The following is a 20,570-nucleotide window of genomic DNA, read 5'->3' on the forward strand; positions in this document are numbered from 1 at the left end:
CACCAGCCGGGTGGGGGGTCGGAGAGCCGCGTCCGCCAGGTCGAGCCACCACCCGGCTGGTGGCCGAGTGCTGCCCCGCGCGGCCGCACGGAGAAGCATGACGTCCGTGCACACGGGAGACTTGGCCCATGGTGGAGCAGGCCGACGACCGGTTCGTCGCCTTCGGGCCGGAGCACTGGCTGATCCTCGGCCTCTTCGCGGCGGGCTGTGCCGCGGCCGTCCTCGTGGGCCTGCGCCTGACGGGGCCGTCGCAGGTGTGGTTCCGGCGCGTCGCCGGGCTGGCGATCCTGGTGATCTGTGGCCCGTTCCAGACGATCAACTGGGTCAACGCCGTCGGCGCCTGGCGCACCGGGCTGCCGGTGCAGATCTGCGACTTCGCCTGGATCGTCGCGGTGGTCGCCCTGCTGACCGGCAGGGCCACGTGGTCGGCGGTGCTCTACTACTGGGGCCTCACCCTCACGGTGCAGGCCGTGGTGACCCCGGACCTCGGGAGCGTCTTCCCGCAGGTCCAGTTCTTCGGCTACTGGGTGCGGCACGTGCTGGCGGTGTGGGCGGCCTGCTACCTGGTCGGTGCCGGCAAGGGACCCGACTGGCGTGGCTACCGATTCACCCTGGCCCTGACCGCGGTCTGGGCGGCCGCCGTCATGTCGCTCAACTTCGCCGTCGGCAGCAACTACGGATACCTCAACGCCAAGCCCGTGAGCGCCTCGATCCTGGACGTGCTGGGCCCGTGGCCCTGGTATGTCGTCGTCGAGGCCTTGCTGATTGCCGGCGCCTGGGCGCTGCTCACCTGGCCGTGGAACCGCAAGGCATCCGCTCCGGTCACCCACCAGGAGTCGTGACTCACTCCGGTGGGCGGATGGTCTCGACAGTGCTGCCGACGGCGCTCACCCGGGCCGCGTCGATGACGTCCATCACGTGTACGGCGTCGTGCGGGTCGACCGGCATGGCCGCCTGGACCTCGCGGAAGTCGCCGCGCCCGAGGGCCGCTGCGACCGCGCGGTAGAAGTCGGCCTGCTCGGAGGGGACGCGCAGGACCGGCACGCGCGACTCGCCGGTGTAGATCCAGCCGCAGTGTTCGCCGTCGGCGTCAGCGGTGTCGGGGAAGACGTTGATCTCGCCCTCGAAGTCGCCGAGGACGAAGGCGCCCTCACGGCCGAGCAGCCGCACCCGTGGGCCCGGCGCGCCCGCCACGGACATCGTGCCCAGGTGGGACACCGCGCCCGATGCGTGGTGGCAGGCGAGGAACGCGTCATCCTCCGCAGTGGTCAGGTGGGAGGCCAGTTCGGCGTAGACCCGCTCGACGGGGCCGAAGAGCTCCACCGCCCCGTCGACCAGGTGTGACTGCAGGTCGAGCAGCAGGCCGCCGCCCTGCTCGGGTGGCATGGTCTCGCGCCAGCGAGTCAGCGGCGTGGGGCGCCAACGCTCCCAACGCAGTTCGAGCCGGTAGGTCTCACCGAGGCGGCCGCTCCGCACGACCTCGCGGAGGGTGGCATGTTCCGGGTCGTAGCGACGGTTCTGGAAGACCGTGAGGGGCACGTGCGCCCCCGCCGCCGCGGCGACGACCTCGCGGGCCTGCGTGGCGTCGACGCCGAGAGGCTTGTCGACCACCAGCGCGATCCCAGCCTCGACCACGGCGAGCGCCTGCGCCGCGTGGTCGCCGGTCGGCGTGGCCAGCACGACCAGGTCGAGGCCATCGACCGCCAGGAGTGCGTCGAGCTCCGGCACGACCTGCGCGCCCGGGTGTTCCCGGGCCACCTGCTCCGCTCGCGAGGCGTTGCTGGTCGCGACGGCCGCGACCGTCATACCGACTGCCGCGATCGGCGCGGCGTGCAGGTGGCGCCCGGCCAGGCCGTAGCCCGCGATCCCCACTCGTGTCATCGCTCTCCTTCGGTGGCGCCGACGGTGGCGGCTGTCCGGCCCACGGCGCCCATCTCGTGCCGGCCCTTCGGGCGGTCCAACCGACTGGGCCACCAGATCACCGAACCGACCTCGTGGACGACCGCGGGGACGAGCAGCGAACGGACGACGAGAGTGTCGAGCAGGACACCGAAGGCCACCAGGAACGCGATCTGCAGCAGGAACAGGATCGGGATGACCGACAGTGCCGAGAACGTCGCGGCCAGCACCACTCCGGCGCTGGTGATGACGCCTCCGGTGACCGCCAGGCCCACCAGCACACCCGGTCTGGTGCCGCGGTGTCCCGACTCCTCACGCACCCGGGTCATCAGGAAGATCGAGTAGTCGATGCCGAGCGCGACGAGGAAGACGAAGGCATACAGAGGCAGTCCCGGATCGGCCCCCGGGTAGTCGAAGAGGTGGTTGAAGACCAGGGCGGAGACACCGATCGTGGCGGCGAACGAGACCACGTTGGCCACCACCAGCAGGATCGCTGCGAGGACCGACCTCAGCAGCAGCATGAGCACCACGAGGATGACCGCCAGGATGGCGGGGATGATGACCCGCAGGTCACGCTTGCTGGCGTCGCGCACGTCGAGGTTGGCGGCGGTGTCGCCGCCCACGAGCACGTCCGTGCCCACGGCGTCGAGCTGGGTGCGCATCTGCTTGACCGCGTCGATCGAGGCCTGGCTGTCCGAGCCGGACTGCAGCGTCGCGTCGACCAGGACGCGTCCGTCCACGACCTTCGGCGAACCGCCGTCGTTGCCACCGGACACCGACACGTCCTCGACTCCGTCGACCTGCTTCGCGATCGAGGCGACCTGGTCGGCCTGGTCGGCGGGCGCGATGATCTCGACCGGTGTCCCGGAGCCTCCCGGGAAGTGGTGCTCGGCCATGACGTGTTCGCCGGTCACCGACTCGACCGGGTTGCGGAACAGCTCGGCCTGGGTCGTCCCGCTCGCCCGGAAGGTCGGCACGAAGGCCCCGCAGATGAGCAGCACGACCAAGGTGGTGACCCAGGTGCGGCGGGGGTGGCGACCCACCATGCCGGCGACCCGCCCCCAGATGCCACGCCGTCCGACGGAGTCCTCCGAGTGGACGTGGTCGACGTGCGGGATCAGCGGCCAGAAGATGCGCCGGCCGAACAGCATCAGCACCGCCGGCAGGAAGAGCAGCGCTGACAGCAGCGCACCGGCGATCCCGAGGGCGCCCACCGGTCCCAGCCCGCGGGTGCTGCCGAGGTCGGACAGCAGCAGGCAGAGCAGGCCCAGGATCACCGTCGAGCCGCTGGCGACGATCGGCTCGACGGCGGCACGCCATGCCGCCCGCATCGCAGTCCACTTGCTTTGGTGGTCGTGCAGCTCCTCGCGGTAGCGGGCGACGAGCAGGAGCGCGTAGTCCGTTGTCGCCCCGACGACGAGGATGAACAAGATCCCCTGGGTCTGCCCGTTCACGTCCAGGGCACCGTGCTTCGCGAGCGGGAAGACCACGAGGGCCGCGAGCGACAGCCCGAGCATCGCGCTGAGCAGCACCGTGACCGGCAGGATCGGGCTGCGGTAGACGATGAGCAGGATCACGAAGACCACGATGAGCGCGACGAGCAGCAGGATGCCGTCGATGCCCGAGAAGGCGTCCACGAAGTCCGCGAGGATGCCGGCCGGTCCGGTCACGTAGACCTTGAGCCCGTCCGCTTCGAGGGTCTTCTGCGCTGCGGTGCGCATGGCCTGTGCGCCCTCGTACAAGGGAGTGGTCCCGGCGACGGCCTTGCTCGCCTTGTCGGCGTCGAGCAGGACCGGCACCATCAGCGCTTCCCCGTCGGCACTCGGTATGGCTTGGCCCGGTGGCGCCACGAAATACTGGCCCAGCCTGTGGTCGTCCACCGCGAAGGGCAGCGTCGGTATGCGTTGGACGAAGTCCTGCACGGCCTGCCGGTCGGCCGGGGTCAGGCCCGAAGGACGCTCGACCACGAGGAAGTAGGGCAACGCCTCGACCGGGGCGAAGGAGCGCGCCAGCTGGCTCACCTCGGTCGACTCGGCCGACGCCGGCAGGAACGAGGCGTTGTCGTTCTTCTGCACCTCCGACAGCCGGCCCACGAGCGGACCGCCGACTCCGGCCACCGCCAGGAAGCCGACGAGCACCAGCGCCACGACGACCGACCGGAGGATCCGCTGGCGGCGTGACAGCCCGGCGCGCTCGGCGGATCCCTGCTCGGGCCTGAGGTCGGTTCGGGCCATGGCGGGACCCTCCTCGGGTCGACGGTCTGTCCGGGCGACAGCCTAGGGGCAGCGAAGCGGTCGATGCGGGCGCGTAGTCTCGTGTCATGCGATTCGTCCACCTCGGCTTCGACCCGGATTTCGTCGACTACGAGCAGGCTTGGGCCCGTCAGCGTGAGGTGCACGCAGCCGTCGTGGCGGACGAGGAGCCGGACACCGTCCTGCTCCTCGAGCACCAGCGGGTCTACACCGCGGGCAAACGCACCGAGCAGCATGAGCGCCCACTCGACGGCACCCCGGTGATCGACGTGGACCGCGGCGGCAAGATCACCTGGCACGGTCCCGGGCAGCTGGTGGGCTACCCGATCGTCCACCTCCCCCAACCTGTCGACGTGGTCGGCCACGTGCGACGTCTCGAGGCGATGATGATCGCCGTGGCGGCGGACCTCGGGGTCGAGGCGGTGCGCGTCGAGGGCCGCAGCGGGGTGTGGGTGACGGCCGACGGCCGTGGCCCCGACCGCAAGCTTGGCGCCATCGGGATCCGCGTCAGCCACGACGTGACGATGCACGGCTTCGCCCTGAACTGCGACTGCGACCTGGCCTGGTCACAGGTCATCGTGCCGTGCGGCATCGCCGACGCCGGGGTCACCTCCCTGTCCGCGGAGCTCGACCGCGACGTCACCGTCGCCGAGGTGCTCCCGTATGCCGAGAAGCACCTGGCCGACGTCCTCGGCTGAGCTGACCAGGCTGACCAGGCTCCCCTCGGGCACCCGGTCAGCCACCCGGACGAGGTATGGCGGTCACGCGCCCTGGCGGCGATACTCCCCTGCGATGTACTCCGCTTGCCGGATCGCGAGCGCGACGATGGTCAAGGTGGGGTTGGCAGCGGCTCCCGAGGTGAACTGGCTGCCGTCGGAGACGAACAGGTTGGGCACGTCGTGGGCCCGACCATGCCGGTCGACCACACCGTCCACCGGCCGCTCGCTCATGCGGCAGGTACCGAGGTTGTGCGTCGAGGGGTACGGCGGGGTGACGATGGTGCGCTTCGCTCCCACCGCCTCGTACACCGCCTGACCCTGCCGCTGCGCGTGCTCGCGCATCGCGACGTCGTTGGGGTGGTCGTCGAAGTGGACGTTGGCCACCGGCAGCCCGTGCTGGTCGAGGACACCGTCGTTGAGGGTGACCCGGTTGTCGGCCTGCGGCATGTCCTCTCCGACGATCCACATGCCGGCCGTATCCCGGTAGGCGTCCATGTGGCTGGTGAAATCGGGGCCCCAGGTGCCCGGCGCCACGAAGGAGGCGAAGAAGGCAGGGCCGAGTGCGATGGTCTGCATGTAGTAGCCACCCGCGAACCCGCGGCTGGTGTCCAGCCTGGACTCGTCCTGGATGCAACCGGCCATGGTCTCGCCTCGGTACATCCGCACCGGCTGGTCGTATTGACCCCACACCGTCGCGGTGGTGTGCCGCATGTAGTTCCGCCCGACCTGACCGGAGGAGTTACCGAGTCCGGCGGGGAACAGCGCGGATGCGGACAGCAGGAGCAACCGCGGGGTCTCGATCGAGTTCCCCGCCACGCAGACGACCCGGGCGCGCTGCCGGCGCAGGGTGCCCTCGCTGTCGGTGTAGAGCACTGCCGTGGCACGACCCCTGGTGTCGTGCAGGATCTGCACTGCGTGGCTGTCCGGCCGGAGGTCGAGCTTGCCGGTCTTCTCCGCCTTGGGCAGCTCGGCCACCAGCGTCGACCACTTGGAGCCTCCCTTGTCCCCCTGGAAGTTGAAGCCGTCCTGGACGGTGGCCGGCCGATCGTCATACGGCTCCGCGTTGGTGGCATAGGGGCCGGTCGCGTAGCGGCGGTAGCCGACCCGCTCCGCGCCGTTGGCGAAGACCTTGTAGTTGTTGTTGGCCGGGAGCGGCGGACGGCCGTGCAGGTGGGAAGATCCCATCTTGACCTCGGCCTGGTCGTAATAGGGCTCCAGCTCCGTCAACGTGATGGGCCAGTCCAGCAGGCTCGCCCCGTCGATGTCGCTGTAGGTGCTGCGGATGCGGAACTCATGCTCCTTGAAGCGTGGGGTGGCGCCGGCCCAGTGGGTGGTGGTGCCGCCGACGGCCTTGACGATCCACGCGGGGAGGGTGGGGAAGTCGGTGGCCAACCGCCAGCTCCCGGAAGTGGTGCGGGGATCGGTCCAGGCCATCTGGCTGAAGGCCTGCCACTCGTCGTTGTGGTAGTCCTTGCCGGTGAGGTGCGGCCCCGCCTCCAGGACCACCGTCCTGATGCCCCGCTGGCACAGCTCGTTGGCGAGCGTCCCTCCACCCGCTCCGGAACCGACGACCACCACCACGTCGTCGTCGTCGGCGTCGAAGCGGCTCACGCGCTCGCCTCCTCGATCGAGATCTTGGGCTCGGGCAACCAGTCGAGATCGTTGAATCCCCGGTCCACATAGCCTCCCTTGTCGAAGGAGGGCCCCTCGTAACCGAGCAGATCCCACACCTCGTGGTCGTCGTAGAGCGCGACCACCGCGACGCCACGGACGTTCTTGAAGAAGGCGGCCTCGTGGATCCCGCGCAGCACCGTCAACGCGGTGTCGTCGTCGAGCTCGGCGAACGGCACCTCGCGCAGCTCGTCGAGGTCGTGCAGCCCCTGGATCAGCTGCGCCAGCTGTCGGGGAGCGCCGGCGACGGCGGCGAGGACGGCCTGGGCAGTGCGTTCATACGGTCCGTCCGGAAACGCCTCGTGCGGATACGCCATCTTGAGCAGCCGCACAAGGGTCACCGTGTCGTGGTCGGTCAACAGCGTCATGCCAGAACCTGCCTCTCCTCGCCGCGAGAACGCTGGGCGAGCCGATGACGACCAGTACAGCACCAATCGACTATCGCGTGTTGCGCCCACGCGAACCTCTCGGCAACGGTAGGTTTCCGGTCAAGCGGCTGACGGGCCGCGGTCGGAGCACAACTTTGGGGACCACCGCGATGCCTTCCACCGCCACTGAACTGGCCGTCTCCACCCGAGGACTGCGCAAGACCTATCGCACACGGCGCGGCCGGCAGGTTGCCGTCGCCGGCCTGGACCTCGACGTTCCGGTCGGGGGCGTCCACGGTTTCCTCGGGCCGAACGGGTCCGGCAAGACCACGTCGATCCGCATGCTGCTCGGCCTGATTCGCGCTGATGCAGGCACCATGCGGTTGTTCGACCGCGAAGTCCCCGAGCACCTGCCAGAGGTCGTGGGCCGCGTCGGCGCGATCGTCGAGTCCCCGAAGTTCTTCCCCGCCTTCACCGGTCGCAAGAACCTCAGCCTGCTCGCCGAGGCCATCGGCGCGCCCAGCACGAAGGTCGACGAGGTCCTGGACGAGTCGGGCCTCGGTCACCGCGGCAAGGACCGCTACAAGGGCTACTCCCTCGGCATGAAGCAACGGCTCGCCATCGCCGCGACGCTGCTGAAGTCCCCCGACCTGCTGATCTTCGACGAACCCACCAACGGGCTCGACCCGGCGGGGATCCGCGAGATCCGCAACACCATGCGGTCTCTCGGGTCGCAGGGCCGGACGGTCCTGGTCAGCAGCCACATCCTCGGTGAGGTCGAGCAGGTGGCCGACACGGTGTCGATCATCGGCCACGGCAGGCTCCTGGCCTCGGGTCGGGTGTCGGACGTCATCGGCGCCGGATCGGCGGGCGGCGTGCGGGTCGGGGTGTCCGACCCCCGGGCCGCGATCCAGGTGCTCACCGCGGCGGGCCTCTCGGCTCGGCCGGACGGCCGGCTCATCGCTGTCGACGGCGTCACCGACGGCGCGGAGGTCACCAGGCGACTGGCCCACCACGACCTCTGGGTCAACGAGCTGGTGCCGGTGCGTGCCGACCTCGAGTCGGTCTTCCTGCAGCTGACCGCGGACGACACGCTCGAGGCGGATGCCCGCGCGCAGGTCGAGGAGGTGGCCCGGTGATCCGCCTGGTGCGCGTCGAGCTGCAGCGGCTCTTTTCGCGTCGGCTGACGCTGTTCACGAGCCTCGGCCTCCTCGTCATCACCGCAGTGGTGATCTTCGGGACCGCGCACGACGCGAAGCCGCTGTCCGGCCAGGAGCTGACCATGGCGCAGCAGAGCTTCGAGCAGGCCCAGAAGGACTGGAAGCTGCACGGCGCCGAGATGGTCAAGGAGTGCCGCAAGGCCGAGGCCACGGAGCGCGAGACCGACCCCACCGTCAACTTCGGGTGTGACATGCAAGCGCCCACCTGGGCCAACTGGGGAAAACCCGCCGTCGAGCTGCAACGAGCCCTGCCGGACACCCTCCAGATCGGCTCCTACGCGCTGGCCTTCGTCGCCTTCCTCCTCGGCGCGGGATTCCTGGCCGCCGAGTTCAGCACCGGGTCGATGGGCAACTGGCTGACCTTCGAGCCCCGCCGCCTGCGGGTCTACGGGAGCAAGCTGCTGGCTGCTGGACTCGGGGTCCTGGCGCCCGCGGTCGTGGTGCTGGCCCTGCTCGTCGGGAGCGTCTGGATCATCTGCGACGCCTGGGGCTCCACGGCCATGCCGAAGGGTTGGGGGCCACCGCTCCTGATGGCGTTGCGCGTGCTCGCGCTGACCGCCGTGGCTGCCGTGGCGGGTGCGGCCCTGGGTTCCCTGGTCCGTCACACCGCCGCCGCGATCGGCCTCGCGATGGCCTACCTCGTCCTCGTCGAGGGGATGTTCGTCAACTCCTTCCTGCAGCCTCAACAGCCGTGGCTGCTGCTGAAGAACGTGGAGGCCTGGGTGGCCAAGGGCACGACGTTCTTCCTGGACGAGTGCCGCGTCGACCAGGCCGGCAACTACATGTGCGCCGGGGTGGAGCGGAACGTCTCGTTCGGGCACGGCACGGCATACCTCGCCGTCGCGTGCGGGCTCATCGTGCTGCTGGGGGCAATCCTGTTCCGTCGACGCGACGTGGCCTGAGGCGCGGCCGAGCGGCCGCCCCGGTGACGGGGCTCAGTCGGTGACTTCGTCCGGCGCCTTCAGCGCGACTCCGAGGCCTCGGACGACGCCACATGGACGACGCTCGGGTGAGCCGGCTCGTCATACAGTCGGTCGACGAGATCACTGCGCAGCTCTATCACCTTGCGCTGGTTGACGTATCCCTTGTCGGTGATCTCGCCGGCATCCAGGTCAGGCGGTGCGGTCATGAGCAGGATCCGCTCGATCCGCCCGGCGCGGCCCGCTCCCCTGCTGTGGACCTCGAGTCCGCGAGCGAGGTGGCCCGCGAGCGCCGGATCGACGTAGGCGTCACCGGCCGCAACAGGGTCACGGCCGAGCAGTTTGCGGGTCTCCGCGAGGTTGAGCCAGGCGAGCGCGCACGCCTCGTCCCTGTCCTGGCCCGCGATGACCGCGTCGGACAGCTGCGGCAGCGCCGACAGCAGGGAGGTCCGCAGGGCGCCGACCCGGACGAAGGTGCCGGTGGTGAGCTTGAAGTCCTCGGCGACCCTGCCGCTGAAGAGCAGCCCGGCGTCGGGATCCGCGTCGTCGGCCAGCCGGACGGCGTCTCCCGTGCGATAGAAACCCTCCGTGTCGAAGGCCGACGCGGTGAGGTCCGGTCGCCGGAAGAAGCCCGGTGTCACCATCGGTCCGCGCGCGAGGATCTCGTAGGCCTCCCCCTCGGGGCGAAGGAGCACCTCGGCGCCAGGCAGCGGCACGCCGATGCACCGCGCGTCATCGAAGTCGAAGTGCGCATTCGTCACGGCCGGCGCGGTCTCGGTCAGGCCCCATGAACCGCTGACCGGGATCCGCCTGCCGGTGGTCTTCTCCGCGACGGCTCCGAGCCGTTGGCGCAGGGCACTGGGCAGTGCCGCCGCCGCGTTGAAAAGCAGCCGCAGCCGGGAGAAGAACGCCTCGGCGAACTCCGGGTCGTCCTCGAGCACCGGCACGAGCTGGGCGTATCCGGCTGGCACGTTGAAGTAGATCGTGGGTGGCACGTCGGCCAGGTTGGCCAGGCTGCGGGACAGCGCCGGAGGCCCGCCGTCATCCACGTAGAGGGTGCCGCCGTTGGTGACGACCATGTTCAGGTTGTGGCTGCCACCAAAGGTGTGGCTCCACGGCAGCCAGTCGACGATGACCGGGCGCTCCTCCTCGAGGAAGGGCCACACCTGCCGCATCATCTGTTGGTTGGAGGCGAGCATCCGGTGTGTCGTGAGCACACCCTTGGGTGCGCCGGTGGACCCCGAGGTGAGCAGGATCTTGGCAACCGTCTCGGGCCCGATGCCCTCGAACGCCTGACGCACCTGCGACCCGGCCCCGACCGCACGCAACTCCTCGACGGTCGCGCCCACCGCGCGGTTGCCGCGGCTGGTGATCGCGGGCGTCTGCTGCAGCGTGTCGAGCACGGCGCCGAAGCGGTCGGCATCGTCGGCGAACACCGCACCAGGGGTGACGAGCTCGGCGACCTGCCGGATTCGCGCGTGGTCCTTGGACTGCAGCGAGTATGCCGTGCTGGTCGGCACCACGGGCACGCCGGCATTGAGCGCCCCCAGCATCATCAACAGGTGGTCCACGGAGTTCCCGGAGAGCACGAGCAGCGGCCGACTCGCGCCCAGGCCGAGGTCGAGCAGGCCCTGGCCGATCGACTCCGCGCCGGCCACCGCCTCGCCATACGTCACGGTCCGCCAGCCCTCGCTCCCGTCCCGGTCGGCCACCAGCAGTGAGTGGGCGTCCCGGGACGCCCACTCACGGAGCGAGTGGAGGATCGAGGCGGGATAGGGCCGCAGCTGGTCGGCCGAGCGGAGCAGGATGCTGCCGTCGGGTCGGTCCTCCCGCACGATCCGCGGGGTCGCGTACAAGGTGGTCATCGAGCCTCCTTCGGGGGACTGCCATCTGCTCAGTGACCTGATCGCGCAGATCACGACCCCACGCATGGTCTGCCCCCATCGTGCCGCTGAGAGCTCTGATATTCGACGCATAGATGCAGTGACGTCAAGGCCTTGTAGCCCTTTTTCCTCGGCCCACTCGGAAATCGACCGGGGCGGCCACCTCGAGGGCAGCTCAGGGTTCGGCGCGGCGCTCAACGCGTGGGGTCGTAGGCTGGGGTGGGAGGCACGCCACGACTCGGAGCCTCTCGCACGAGTGACACGCTGCAACCTCGACTGGCAAGGGAGCCGTCCGTGACCGTCGCACCCGAGGGCCGCCGCATGCTGCGCGTGGAGGCGCGCAACGCCGAGACCCCGATCGAGCGCAAGCCGTCCTGGATCCGGACCACCGCCAAGATGGGCCCGGCCTACACCCAGCTGCACTCCCTGGTGAAGAGCGAGGGACTGCACACCGTCTGCCAGGAGGCGGGCTGCCCCAACATCTTCGAGTGCTGGGAGGACCGGGAGGCGACCTTCCTCATCGGCGGCGAACAGTGCACCAGGCGCTGCGACTTCTGCCAGATCGACACGGGGCGCCCTGCCGAGCTCGACCGGGACGAACCACGGCGCGTCGCCGAGTCGGTCCAGCAGATGGGCCTGCGCTACGCCACCATCACCGGGGTCGCCCGCGACGACCTGCCGGATGGCGGTGCCTGGCTGTATGCCGAGACCGTGCGCAAGGTGCACGAGCTCAACCCCGGCACGGGGGTCGAGATCCTCATCCCCGACTTCAACGGGGTCCCCGACCAGGTCGACCAGGTGATCGACGCCGGTCCCGAGGTGTTCGCCCACAACGTGGAGACGGTGCCGCGCATCTTCAAGCGGATCCGCCCGGCCTTCCGCTACGACCGGTCGCTCGCGGTGATCACCCGCGGCAAGGACGCCGGTCTCGTGACCAAGTCCAACCTGATCCTCGGCATGGGCGAGGAGGAGCACGAGATCGAGCAGGCCATCCGCGACCTGCACGAGGCGGGCACCGACCTGCTCACCATCACCCAGTACCTCCGGCCCTCCCCTCGCCACCACCCGGTGGACCGGTGGGCCAAGCCGGAGGAGTTCGTGCACTGGTCGGACCTGGCCGAGCAGATCGGCTTCAAGGGCGTCATGAGCGGGCCCCTGGTCCGCTCGTCCTACCGGGCCGGGCGCCTCTGGGCCCAGGCGATGCGCCGCAGCGGCAAGCCAGTGCCGCCTGAGCTGGCGCACCTGGCCGAGGCCGCGGCGGCCTCCCCGGCGCGTCAGGAGGCGGCCTCACTCGTGGGGCGCGCCCTCTCCGACGTATCCTGACCCCCATGGCCCGCAGCAAGAACTCCGAGCAGTCGACCGCGCCCTCGTCCGGGCTCTCGTCCAGGTTCCGGCGCAAGCCGAAGGACCCGAACAAGAAGCCGGGACGGGTCGCGCAGATCCGTCAGATCTACACGGTCTCCCGCCAGACCGACCCCAACATCGGGTGGTGGATGCTGCTCTCGGCCCTCGTGGTCTTTGCGGTCCTGCTCGTGGTCGGGCTGTTCACCGGGCACCCCTACCTGTTCGGGTTCTTCGGCATCATGTTCGGCCTGATGGTGGCCATGCTGGTGATGAGCCGGCGAGCCGAGCGAGCGGCATACAAGAGCATCGAGGGCAAGGCGGGAGCGACCGGTGCTGCGCTGGGCGCCCTGCGGCGCGGTTGGTACTACGACAAGGAGCCGGTGGCGGCCGAGGCGCCGCGTGGCCGGAACCCGCGTGACCTCGCGAACGCTGCCATGGTCTTCCGCGCCATCGGGCGGCCGGGCGTCGTGCTCGTGGCCGAGGGACCGAAGGGGCCCGCGATCCGCCTGGCCGAGTCCGAGCGCAAGAAGGTCACCCGGGTCACCGGGGGCAACGTGCCCATCACGGTGCTGCGCATCGGCCAGGGCGACGACGCCGTCCCGGTCAACAAGCTGACCAAGCGGATCACCAAGCTCAAGCCCACGCTGACCAAGGCCGAGGTGTCCGCGGTCAACAAGCGGCTCAAGGCGCTGGGCGGCCTCAAGCCTCCCGTGCCCGCCGGCGTCGACCCGACCAAGGTCCGGATGGACCGCAAGGGACTCAAGGGTCGCTGACCCGGCACGGCCCCTGCTCGGCAACCTCAGAGGCGGACGATCAGCGTCCCGGCTGCCTTGTCGTGCCAGCCCCGCCCGTCGCGCCCCAGGATCAGCGCAGGAATGACGAGGCACACCAGGACGGTGCGGACCAGCGCCCGCCACAGCCCGGCGGGACGGCCGTCGAGACGGATCACCCGCAGCCCGAGGACGCGGTGCCCGATGGTGGAGCCCAGCGTGCTGACCAGGAGCAGGTTCTCCACGGCGAAGACCGCCAGCGGCCAGAGGCTGCCCTCTCCGCCGCCGAGCCGGTAACCGAGGAAGCCGGCCGCGATGATGCTGCACAGGACCCAGTCGATGAAGATCGCGATGAGTCGGCGGCCGAAGGTGCCCATCGCGCCTCGCCCCTCCTCGGGGAGCCCCAGGAGCTCGCCGGGATAGGTCGGGGACGGCCGAGCGGAGTCGGGGCGAGGCCCGGCGGCGTGAGGATCTGGCACACACCAAGGTTAGACGGGACGAAACACGGGTGAAACGTTCGGGTCACGACCGAGAAACACCGGCCCGATAGTCTCGTTCCGAGGGTCGGCAGCAGGCGTCGGCGCCATCCACAGGAGGATTGATGTTCAGCAGCCCCGAAGAGTGCCTCGAGTTCATCAAGAACGAGGAGGTGCAGTTCGTCGACGTACGGTTCTGTGACCTGCCCGGGGTGATGCAGCACTTCAACGTGCCCGCCAGGTCCTTCACCCTGGACGCGTTCACCCAGGGCCAGATGTTCGACGGGTCGTCCATCCGCGGCTTCCAGGCGATCCACGAGTCCGACATGAAGCTCATCCCGGACCCGACCACGGCCTACCTCGACCCGTTCCGCAAGGAGAAGACGCTCATCCTCAACTTCTCCATCGTCGACCCGTACACCGCTGAGCCCTACAGCCGCGACCCACGCAACATCGCGGCGAAGGCGGAGGCCTACCTGGCCTCGACCGGGATCGCCGACTCCTGCTTCTTCGGGGCCGAGGCGGAGTTCTACGTCTTCGACGACATCCGGTTCGAGACCAATGCCCACGCCGGCTACTACTTCATCGACTCGGTCGCCGCGGCCTGGAACACCGGCCGCGAGGAGGAGGGCGGCAACCGCGGCTACAAGCCCCGCTACAAGGGTGGCTACTTCCCGGTGCCCCCGACCGACCACTTCGCCGACCTGCGAGACACGATGACGCTCAACCTCGAGGGGGTCGGGTTGCAGGTCGAGCGGGCGCACCACGAGGTGGGCACAGCCGGGCAGCAGGAGATCAACTACCGGTTCGACACCCTGCTCGGCGCGGCGGACGACGTGATGAAGTTCAAGTACGTCGTCAAGCACACTGCCTGGGACGCCGGCAAGACGGCGACGTTCATGCCCAAGCCGATCTTCGGTGACAACGGATCCGGCATGCACTGCCACCAGTCGCTCTGGAAGGACGGTGAACCGCTCTTCTACGACGAGCAGGGGTATGGCGGGTTGTCCGACATAGCGCGCTGGTACATCGGTGGTCTGCTCCGGCACGCGCCCTCGGTGATCGCCTTCACCAACCCGACGATCAACTCCTACCACCGGTTGGTCCCGGGCTACGAGGCTCCGGTCAACCTCGTCTACTCGGCGCGCAACCGCTCCGCATGCGTCCGCATCCCGTTGACCGGCGACTCCCCCAAGGCCAAGCGGATCGAGTTCCGCGTGCCGGACCCGTCGGCCAACCCCTACCTCGCCTTCGCCGCCCAGCTGATGGCGGGAATCGACGGGATCCGCAACCGGATCGAGCCCCCGGAGCCCATCGACAAGGACCTCTACGAGCTGCCCCCGGAGGAGCACCAGGAGATCCAGCAGGTCCCCGGTTCGCTGCCCGAGGTGCTGCAGTCCCTGGAGGCCGACCACGAATACCTACTCGAGGGAGACGTTTTCACCGAAGACCTCATCTCCACGTGGTGCGAGTGGAAGCGCAAGAACGAGATCGACCCGATCCGGTTCCGGCCGCACCCGCACGAGTTCGAGATGTACTACGACCTGTAGACGTGTCTCCGTGCTCCTGCTCGTCTCCTCGCGTGAGGTGGACCGATGTGGCGCGTGGTGGTTGCTCGTCCATTCAGCGGAGGTGGCGAGAGCTCGCGCGGACGATCAGCTCGGTCGAGAGCCTGACGTGGCGAGCGCGCTTCGGGGCGGTGCCCGCGATCCGCTCGGTCAGCAGCCGGGCTGCGGTCGCCCCGATGTCGTAAGCCGGCTGGGCGACCACGGTCAGAGGCGGGTCGATGAAGCGGGCCCACGGGGTGTCGTCGAAGGCGACCAGGCCAAGGTCGCGCCCCGGCTTGATACCTCGCCGGTTGAGTTCCCCGAGGGCGCCGAGCGCCATCGTCGCGTTGGCGATCAACACGGAGTCCGGCGGCCTGCGCTCGTCCAGCAGCGATCCCATCGCCTCGCGTGCACTCTCCTCATGGAAGTCCGCGTGCCGCACCAGTGACATCGCTGGGCGCCGGCGCGCGTCCTTCACGGCGTCCAGGTATCCCTGCAGGCGCTCTTGGGCAGTGTCGGTCCGCTCCGGCCCGGTGAGGCAGGCAGGGCGCGACCAACCAGTGGCGAACAGGTGGTTGGTCGCATCGCGGGCACCAGCGCGGGAGTGCACCATCACCGAGTCGGCGGCCTTGTGACTCGACCGGTCGACCGTCACCAGAGGGATCGCCGCGTTCACCAAGCGGGACACGTCGCTGCCCCGCGTGTTCGGCGACATGATGACGCCGGCGACCTGCTCCTGCTCAGCGACCCTGAGGTAACGCTGTTCCTTGTCCTGGTCTTCATCTGAGTTGCACAGAAGCACGGAGAAACCCTGACCCTGGGCTACGTCCTCAACACCGCGGGCGACCGCCGTGAAGAACGGGTTCGCGATGTCCGAGATGATCAGCGCCCACACGTCAGTCCGCTGCCGACGCAGGTTTCGCGCCACACCGTTGGGTCGGTAGCCCAGCTCGTCTGCCGCCGCACGGACCCGTTCAGCGAGCGCCGGGTCCACCGTCGTGACGTTGTTGAGGGCGCGGGACACCGTCGCTGGAGAGACACCAGCCCGACGCGCCACGTCGATGAGCTTCGCCAACCCGACCTCCACTTAGTTCAGCCAACTCGCGGCGAGTGAACACCGCTCGGAGACCCTGCCTCCGGCGATTCTTACGTGGCAGCCTACGGCGCGCTGGTGGCCTGACCCGACATACCTGGCCTGCTTCGCTTCGCCGCTGCGGGGTCAGCGGTGCCGCAGGGAACTCTCACGAACGATGAGCTCCGTGGAGAGCACGATGTGACGGGCTCGTTTCCGCGCCGAGCCCGTAATGCGTTCGGTCAGCAGGTGGCCCGCGGTCGCCCCGATCTCGTGGGTCGGTTGCGCGACGACCGTCAGGGCCGGATCGGTCAACCGCGCCCACGGGGCATCGTCGAAGGCCACCAGTCCGACGTCGCGGCCGGGCTTCAGCCCACGCTCGGCCAACTCCTGCAGGACGCCGAGGGTCATGGTTGCGTTGGCGACGAAGAACGCGTCCGGCGGGTCCGGCACGTCGAGCAAGCTCGCCGCCGCTGCCACGGCGCCCGCTTCCTGAAAGTCCGTGTGCCGCACCAAGCCTTGGGTCATCCGTCGTGGAGCACGCGCGATGGCATCAAGATATCCCTGGAGTCGGTCCTCGGCAGTCTGTGCGTAGTCCGGCCCGGTGATACAGGCCGGGCGGCGCCAGCCGCTGTCAAGCAAGTGTTGCGTGGCGCCACGCGCTCCTCGCCTCGATTGCACCGTCACCGAGTCAACCGGCTTACGCACGGTCCGGTCGATGGTCACCACTGGGATCGATGCGTCCACCAAGCGAGCGACGTCGCTGCCGCGCATGTTCGGGGAGATGATGACCCCCGCCACCTGTTCCTGCTCGGCCACCTGCAGGTAACGGTCCTCCTTGCCCCTGTTCTCGTCGGAGTTGCACAAGAGGACCGAGAACCCGTGCTCTCGGCCGACGTCCTCCACGCCGCGCGCCACCGCGGTGAAGAACGGGTTCTCGATGTCGGAGATGATCAGCGCCCACACGTCGGTCCGTTGCCGGCGTAGGTTGCGCGCGACACCGTTGGGGCGGTAGGCGAGCTCATCGGCCGCCGAGCGCACTCGCTCAGCCAGGGACTGATCGACGGTGGGGACGTTGTTGAGAACACGCGACACCGTTGCCGACGAAACGCCGGCGAGCCGCGCCACATCGACGATCTTGACCACCCACCCTCACGCCCCCGTCAATCGCTCCCGCTCGAGCCTGGCACGGCCTGCATGCGCCTGGGCGGTTGGGTGGTTCACGCAAACTCCAGTCCAGAGGCGTCGTCGGCTCCGGTGATCATCGAGACGATCTCCTGGGGGCGCACCTCGGCGGCCTTCCGCGCGCCGACCATTCTTCCGTGTCGAAGCACCCAGATGGTGTCCACGAGGTCGAAGACCTGGCGCAGGTTGTGGCTCACCATGAGCACGGTGACACCCTGGTCCTTGAGAGTGTGGATGATCTCCTCAACCTTTGCGGTCTCCTGGACGCCGAGCGCTGCCGTCGGCTCGTCCAGGACGATCATCTTCGAACCCCACCCCGCAGCGCGGGCGATCGCCACCCCTTGGCGTTGGCCGCCGGACATCCCCATGATCATGGCCCCCAGGTCGGGGATCTGCACGCCGGTTCGCTCCAGCAGGGCGCGTGCTTCGGTCTTCATGGCCGCACGGTTCAGCACACTGAACGGCCCGAGGCGGAGCAGGTAACGCTCTCTGCCAAGGAAGAGATTGGCAACGACATCAAGGTGATCGGCGAGGGCGAGCGTCTGGTACACGGTTTCGATGCCATGCCTGCGCGCCTCCAGAGGGGAGCGAAAATGCCTTTCCTCCCCCGCGAACCAAAAGCTGCCGTCGTCAGCATGCTCTGCGCCCGTGAGGATCTTGACCAAGGTCGACTTCCCGGCACCGTTGTCACCCACGAGCGCGACGTGCTCACCGGTGTCGACTTGCAGGTCGACATCCTGAAGGGCTTGAACACCACCGAACCGCTTCGAAATGCCCTCTACCTTCAGCATCGGCTCGGTCACGCTGGCATCCTGCGAATTCATCTGTTCCATACGCTCTCGATTCGGTGCCTCACTTCATGTGCACGTACTTCAACCACGGGTCGGACGACTTCAGCGGCGGGTTGGTGCAGCTGGGCGCCAGAATTGCCTTCATCTGCTGCTGGTTCATATTCTTCGTGGTCACGACGTAGACGCCGGTGTCCTCCTTGGTGACGGCGACGCCCTTGCGGATGTGTTCGACCGCTGCGACGACCGAGTCGAAGCCCATGCGGAAGGGGTTCTGCACGATCAGTGCAGTGATTTCGCCCGAACTCAGCGCCTTCACCTCGTCGGGTGCTGCGTCCCACCCGACCATGACGACCTTGCCCTTGAGGTTCCGCTGGGAGACCGCATGCGAGGCGCCGATGACTCCCGGTTCGTTGGACGCGAACAATCCGTTGAGGTCCGGATTCGCGGTCAGGATGTTGTTCGTGACGTTGAGCGCCTGGTTGGCGTCGCTCTGGTCGGCCTGGTCCGAGACCAGCTTCAGACCGGGGTACTTCTTCAAGCCCTCGATGAAGCCTTGCTTGCGCTGGTCGTTGGTCATCGACCCCGGTTGAAACTCCAGCAGAGCCACCTTGCCGTGGCCGTGCAGTGCGGTGTTCATCAACTTGGCCACCTCCTTGGCACCCTGGACGTTGTCGGTCGCGAACAGCGGGACCGTTTGGGGCGTTGTGCCGGAGTCAATGTTGTAGACCGGGATTTTTGCCTGTTGCGCCTTCTGGGTCACCGGCACCAGAGCCTTGGCATCGGTCGCCGCATAGATCAGCGCGTCCACGTGGCGGGAAAGGTAGCCGTTGAGCATGTTGATCTGGCCGGTGACGTCAGTCTCCGCGGAGACCCCGTTCCACTCGATGTTCACGTTGCCCAGCTTCTGGGCAGCGCACTGGGCTCCAGCCTTGACGTGGGTCCAGTAGTCGAACCCCACCGCCTTGGGGATCACCGCCACGTTGAGCTTCTTGCCAGCTGATGCCGCGCCGGCGGCGCCGCCCGCGCCGCTGGTCGAGCTCGACGATGTGGATGACCCAGGCGCACTGGACGTGGAGGAACTCGCCGAGCTCGGGCCATTGCTGCAGCCGGCCATGGCTACCACCGGGATGGTGAGTGCCACCAACCACCAACGGCTCTTCTGTGTGTTCATGGAGACCTCCTCGATTGTCGGGCTGTTAGGTCAGGCACCTGTCATCACGTGACGTGGGCGCGTTCGGTGATCCGCTGTCGACGGAACTGGTCCCAGCTGACGGCTATCCACACGACGAGGCCGATGATGACGTCTTGCCAGTAGATATTGACGTTCAACAAGACGGACCCGTTGCGGATGAACTGGATGAGAAAGGCACCGATGATCGCACCGGAGACGGTCCCCTGCCCGCCAAAGAGGCTGGCGCCCCCGATCACGGCAGCCGCGATCGCGTCGAGCTCCAGACCGACTCCGAAGTTCGGCTGCCCGGACGAGACGCGGGAGGCTGCGATCATCCCACCGAAGCCTGCGAGGAGTCCCTGCAGGACGTACACAAGGACCAGGTACCTGCTGGCCGGGATCCCCATGAGGCGCGCTGCCTCGTGGTTCGAGCCGATGGCGTAGGAGTACCGCCCCAGCTTGGTGCGAGTGAAGATGAAGCCGAAGATGACGATGACACCGATGAGACAGATAGCCGGAATCGGGATCGGACCGGCATAGCCCTGACCCAGGACATTGAAGCCGACGGGCAGTCCGTAGACCGCAACCGCGCCGGTAGATACGAATGTCAGGCCCCGAGCGACCCCCATCATCCCCAGGGTGGCAATGAACGGTGCCAGCTTGACCCATCCGACCAGTCCGCCGTTGACGAGTCCGGCCGCTCCACCGATGAGTACCCCTACGACCGTCGCCAAGGGCCATGACAGGTGCGCATCGACCATCAGCATGGCGCCCAGAACTCCGGCGAGTGCGGCGATCCCCCCCACGGACAGATCGATGCCCGCGGTGACGATCACCAGTGTCATGCCAATCGCGATGATCGCGGTGACGGCCGCCTCGACCACGACCTCGCTCAGGTTGTTGTAGGTAAGGAAGTTGGGCGAGAGCAGCGACAGCAGGACGAAGATCACCAGGAGTGCGCCCAGCGCGGCCACTTGGGAGATCACATCGGCGAGGCGGCGGCGTACTAACCCCCACGGCCCACCGACTGCGGCGGCACCCGGTTGCTTCCCGAAGTCACCGGTACGGCCATCTGGGCGGCCCGCGGATGAACTCATCCGACGTCAATCCTCGTCATTTGGCACATGGCCGAAGCCGCCCGTCGCGTAACTCGCTGCGCACATTCCGCTCCATCAACAGGAACTTCACCGCTTGGCTGGCCGGCTCGCACAAGCCCGTGTCAATCGCTCCAGAAATCGTTATCTGCAACGGTAAATCGGGATCCGCACCACTGTCAACGCAA

The 20,570-nt window shown here is 68.4% G+C and carries 18 protein-coding genes; 7 read left to right on the top strand and 11 right to left on the bottom strand.

The annotated features are described in order from the left end of the window. Positions 1 to 128 precede the first annotated feature (128 nt). Positions 129 to 842: a YwaF family protein gene (locus FRW57_RS00005; protein ID WP_137120209.1), complete on the top strand. Its 714-nt coding sequence runs from the start codon at positions 129 to 131 to the stop codon at positions 840 to 842. Between the two features lies 1 nt (position 843). Here the strand turns inward: FRW57_RS00005 and FRW57_RS00010 are convergent, their stop codons facing one another. Beyond that, a complete protein-coding gene (locus FRW57_RS00010; protein ID WP_137120208.1) occupies positions 844 to 1,881 on the bottom strand; it encodes a Gfo/Idh/MocA family protein in 1,038 nt (345 codons plus the stop codon). Continuing rightward, complete coding sequence (locus tag FRW57_RS00015) at positions 1,878 to 4,133, bottom strand: MMPL family transporter (protein ID WP_152184953.1); 2,256 nt, start codon at positions 4,131 to 4,133, stop codon at positions 1,878 to 1,880. Before FRW57_RS00015 ends, FRW57_RS00010 begins: the two co-directional genes overlap by 4 nt. A gap of 86 nt (positions 4,134 to 4,219) precedes the next feature. On the opposite strand from FRW57_RS00015, the gene lipB reads away from it, so the two are divergent. Further along, entirely contained in the window at positions 4,220 to 4,849 is a 630-nt protein-coding gene (gene lipB, locus FRW57_RS00020) for a lipoyl(octanoyl) transferase LipB (RefSeq protein ID WP_152184954.1), read from the top strand. A 63-nt stretch (positions 4,850 to 4,912) separates the two neighbouring features. On the opposite strand, the gene FRW57_RS00025 is transcribed toward lipB, so the two are convergent. Continuing rightward, a complete protein-coding gene (locus FRW57_RS00025; RefSeq protein WP_137120205.1) occupies positions 4,913 to 6,481 on the bottom strand; it encodes a GMC family oxidoreductase in 1,569 nt (522 codons plus the stop codon). Beyond that, on the bottom strand, positions 6,478 to 6,909 hold the full coding sequence (locus tag FRW57_RS00030) for a hypothetical protein (protein WP_202911381.1): 432 nt from the start codon (positions 6,907 to 6,909) through the stop codon (positions 6,478 to 6,480). The genes FRW57_RS00025 and FRW57_RS00030 overlap by 4 nt, the downstream gene beginning before the upstream one ends. A 170-nt stretch (positions 6,910 to 7,079) precedes the next feature. Between FRW57_RS00030 and FRW57_RS00035 the strand changes: the two genes are divergently transcribed. Beyond that, positions 7,080 to 8,048, top strand: a complete 969-nt coding sequence (locus FRW57_RS00035) for an ATP-binding cassette domain-containing protein (RefSeq protein WP_137120204.1) — start codon at positions 7,080 to 7,082, stop codon at positions 8,046 to 8,048. Beyond that, complete coding sequence (locus tag FRW57_RS00040) at positions 8,045 to 9,031, top strand: ABC transporter permease subunit (RefSeq protein ID WP_162308126.1); 987 nt, start codon at positions 8,045 to 8,047, stop codon at positions 9,029 to 9,031. The genes FRW57_RS00035 and FRW57_RS00040 overlap by 4 nt, the downstream gene beginning before the upstream one ends. A gap of 59 nt (positions 9,032 to 9,090) precedes the next feature. On the opposite strand, the gene FRW57_RS00045 is transcribed toward FRW57_RS00040, so the two are convergent. Further along, positions 9,091 to 10,914, bottom strand: a complete 1,824-nt coding sequence (locus FRW57_RS00045) for a feruloyl-CoA synthase (RefSeq protein WP_162529199.1) — start codon at positions 10,912 to 10,914, stop codon at positions 9,091 to 9,093. A 312-nt stretch (positions 10,915 to 11,226) separates the two neighbouring features. Between FRW57_RS00045 and lipA the strand changes: the two genes are divergently transcribed. Both lipA and FRW57_RS00055 read left to right on the top strand, forming a co-directional pair. Further along, positions 11,227 to 12,255 (top strand): lipoyl synthase, encoded by a 1,029-nt coding sequence (gene lipA, locus FRW57_RS00050; protein WP_137120201.1) that lies wholly within the window; start codon positions 11,227 to 11,229, stop codon positions 12,253 to 12,255. Positions 12,256 to 12,260: 5 nt separating this feature from the next. Next, on the top strand, positions 12,261 to 13,049 hold the full coding sequence (locus FRW57_RS00055) for a DUF4191 domain-containing protein (protein ID WP_152184956.1): 789 nt from the start codon (positions 12,261 to 12,263) through the stop codon (positions 13,047 to 13,049). A gap of 26 nt (positions 13,050 to 13,075) precedes the next feature. Here the strand turns inward: FRW57_RS00055 and FRW57_RS00060 are convergent, their stop codons facing one another. Then, positions 13,076 to 13,525 carry an RDD family protein gene (locus FRW57_RS00060; protein ID WP_238999208.1) on the bottom strand — a complete coding sequence of 150 codons (450 nt, stop codon included), beginning with the start codon at positions 13,523 to 13,525 and terminating at the stop codon, positions 13,076 to 13,078. A gap of 122 nt (positions 13,526 to 13,647) precedes the next feature. Between FRW57_RS00060 and glnA the strand changes: the two genes are divergently transcribed. After that, entirely contained in the window at positions 13,648 to 15,072 is a 1,425-nt protein-coding gene (gene glnA / locus FRW57_RS00065) for a type I glutamate--ammonia ligase (protein ID WP_152184957.1), read from the top strand. 73 nt (positions 15,073 to 15,145) lie between these two features. Here glnA and FRW57_RS00070 read toward each other — a convergent pair whose 3' ends face one another. From FRW57_RS00070 to FRW57_RS00090, 5 genes are all read right to left on the bottom strand, one after another. Beyond that, positions 15,146 to 16,144 (bottom strand): LacI family DNA-binding transcriptional regulator, encoded by a 999-nt coding sequence (locus FRW57_RS00070; protein ID WP_152184958.1) that lies wholly within the window; start codon positions 16,142 to 16,144, stop codon positions 15,146 to 15,148. 144 nt (positions 16,145 to 16,288) lie between these two features. Next, a complete protein-coding gene (locus FRW57_RS00075; protein WP_152184959.1) occupies positions 16,289 to 17,287 on the bottom strand; it encodes a LacI family DNA-binding transcriptional regulator in 999 nt (332 codons plus the stop codon). A 74-nt stretch (positions 17,288 to 17,361) separates the two neighbouring features. Then, on the bottom strand, positions 17,362 to 18,159 hold the full coding sequence (locus tag FRW57_RS00080) for an ATP-binding cassette domain-containing protein (RefSeq protein ID WP_152184960.1): 798 nt from the start codon (positions 18,157 to 18,159) through the stop codon (positions 17,362 to 17,364). A gap of 19 nt (positions 18,160 to 18,178) precedes the next feature. Then, complete coding sequence (locus FRW57_RS00085; RefSeq protein ID WP_162529200.1) at positions 18,179 to 19,258, bottom strand: ABC transporter substrate-binding protein; 1,080 nt, start codon at positions 19,256 to 19,258, stop codon at positions 18,179 to 18,181. 74 nt (positions 19,259 to 19,332) lie between these two features. Next, positions 19,333 to 20,385: an ABC transporter permease gene (locus FRW57_RS00090; RefSeq protein WP_152184961.1), complete on the bottom strand. Its 1,053-nt coding sequence runs from the start codon at positions 20,383 to 20,385 to the stop codon at positions 19,333 to 19,335. Positions 20,386 to 20,570: the final 185 nt, after the last annotated feature.

The organism is Segeticoccus rhizosphaerae (assembly GCF_009192725.1).
GTDB classification, from domain to species: domain Bacteria; phylum Actinomycetota; class Actinomycetes; order Actinomycetales; family Dermatophilaceae; genus Segeticoccus; species Segeticoccus rhizosphaerae.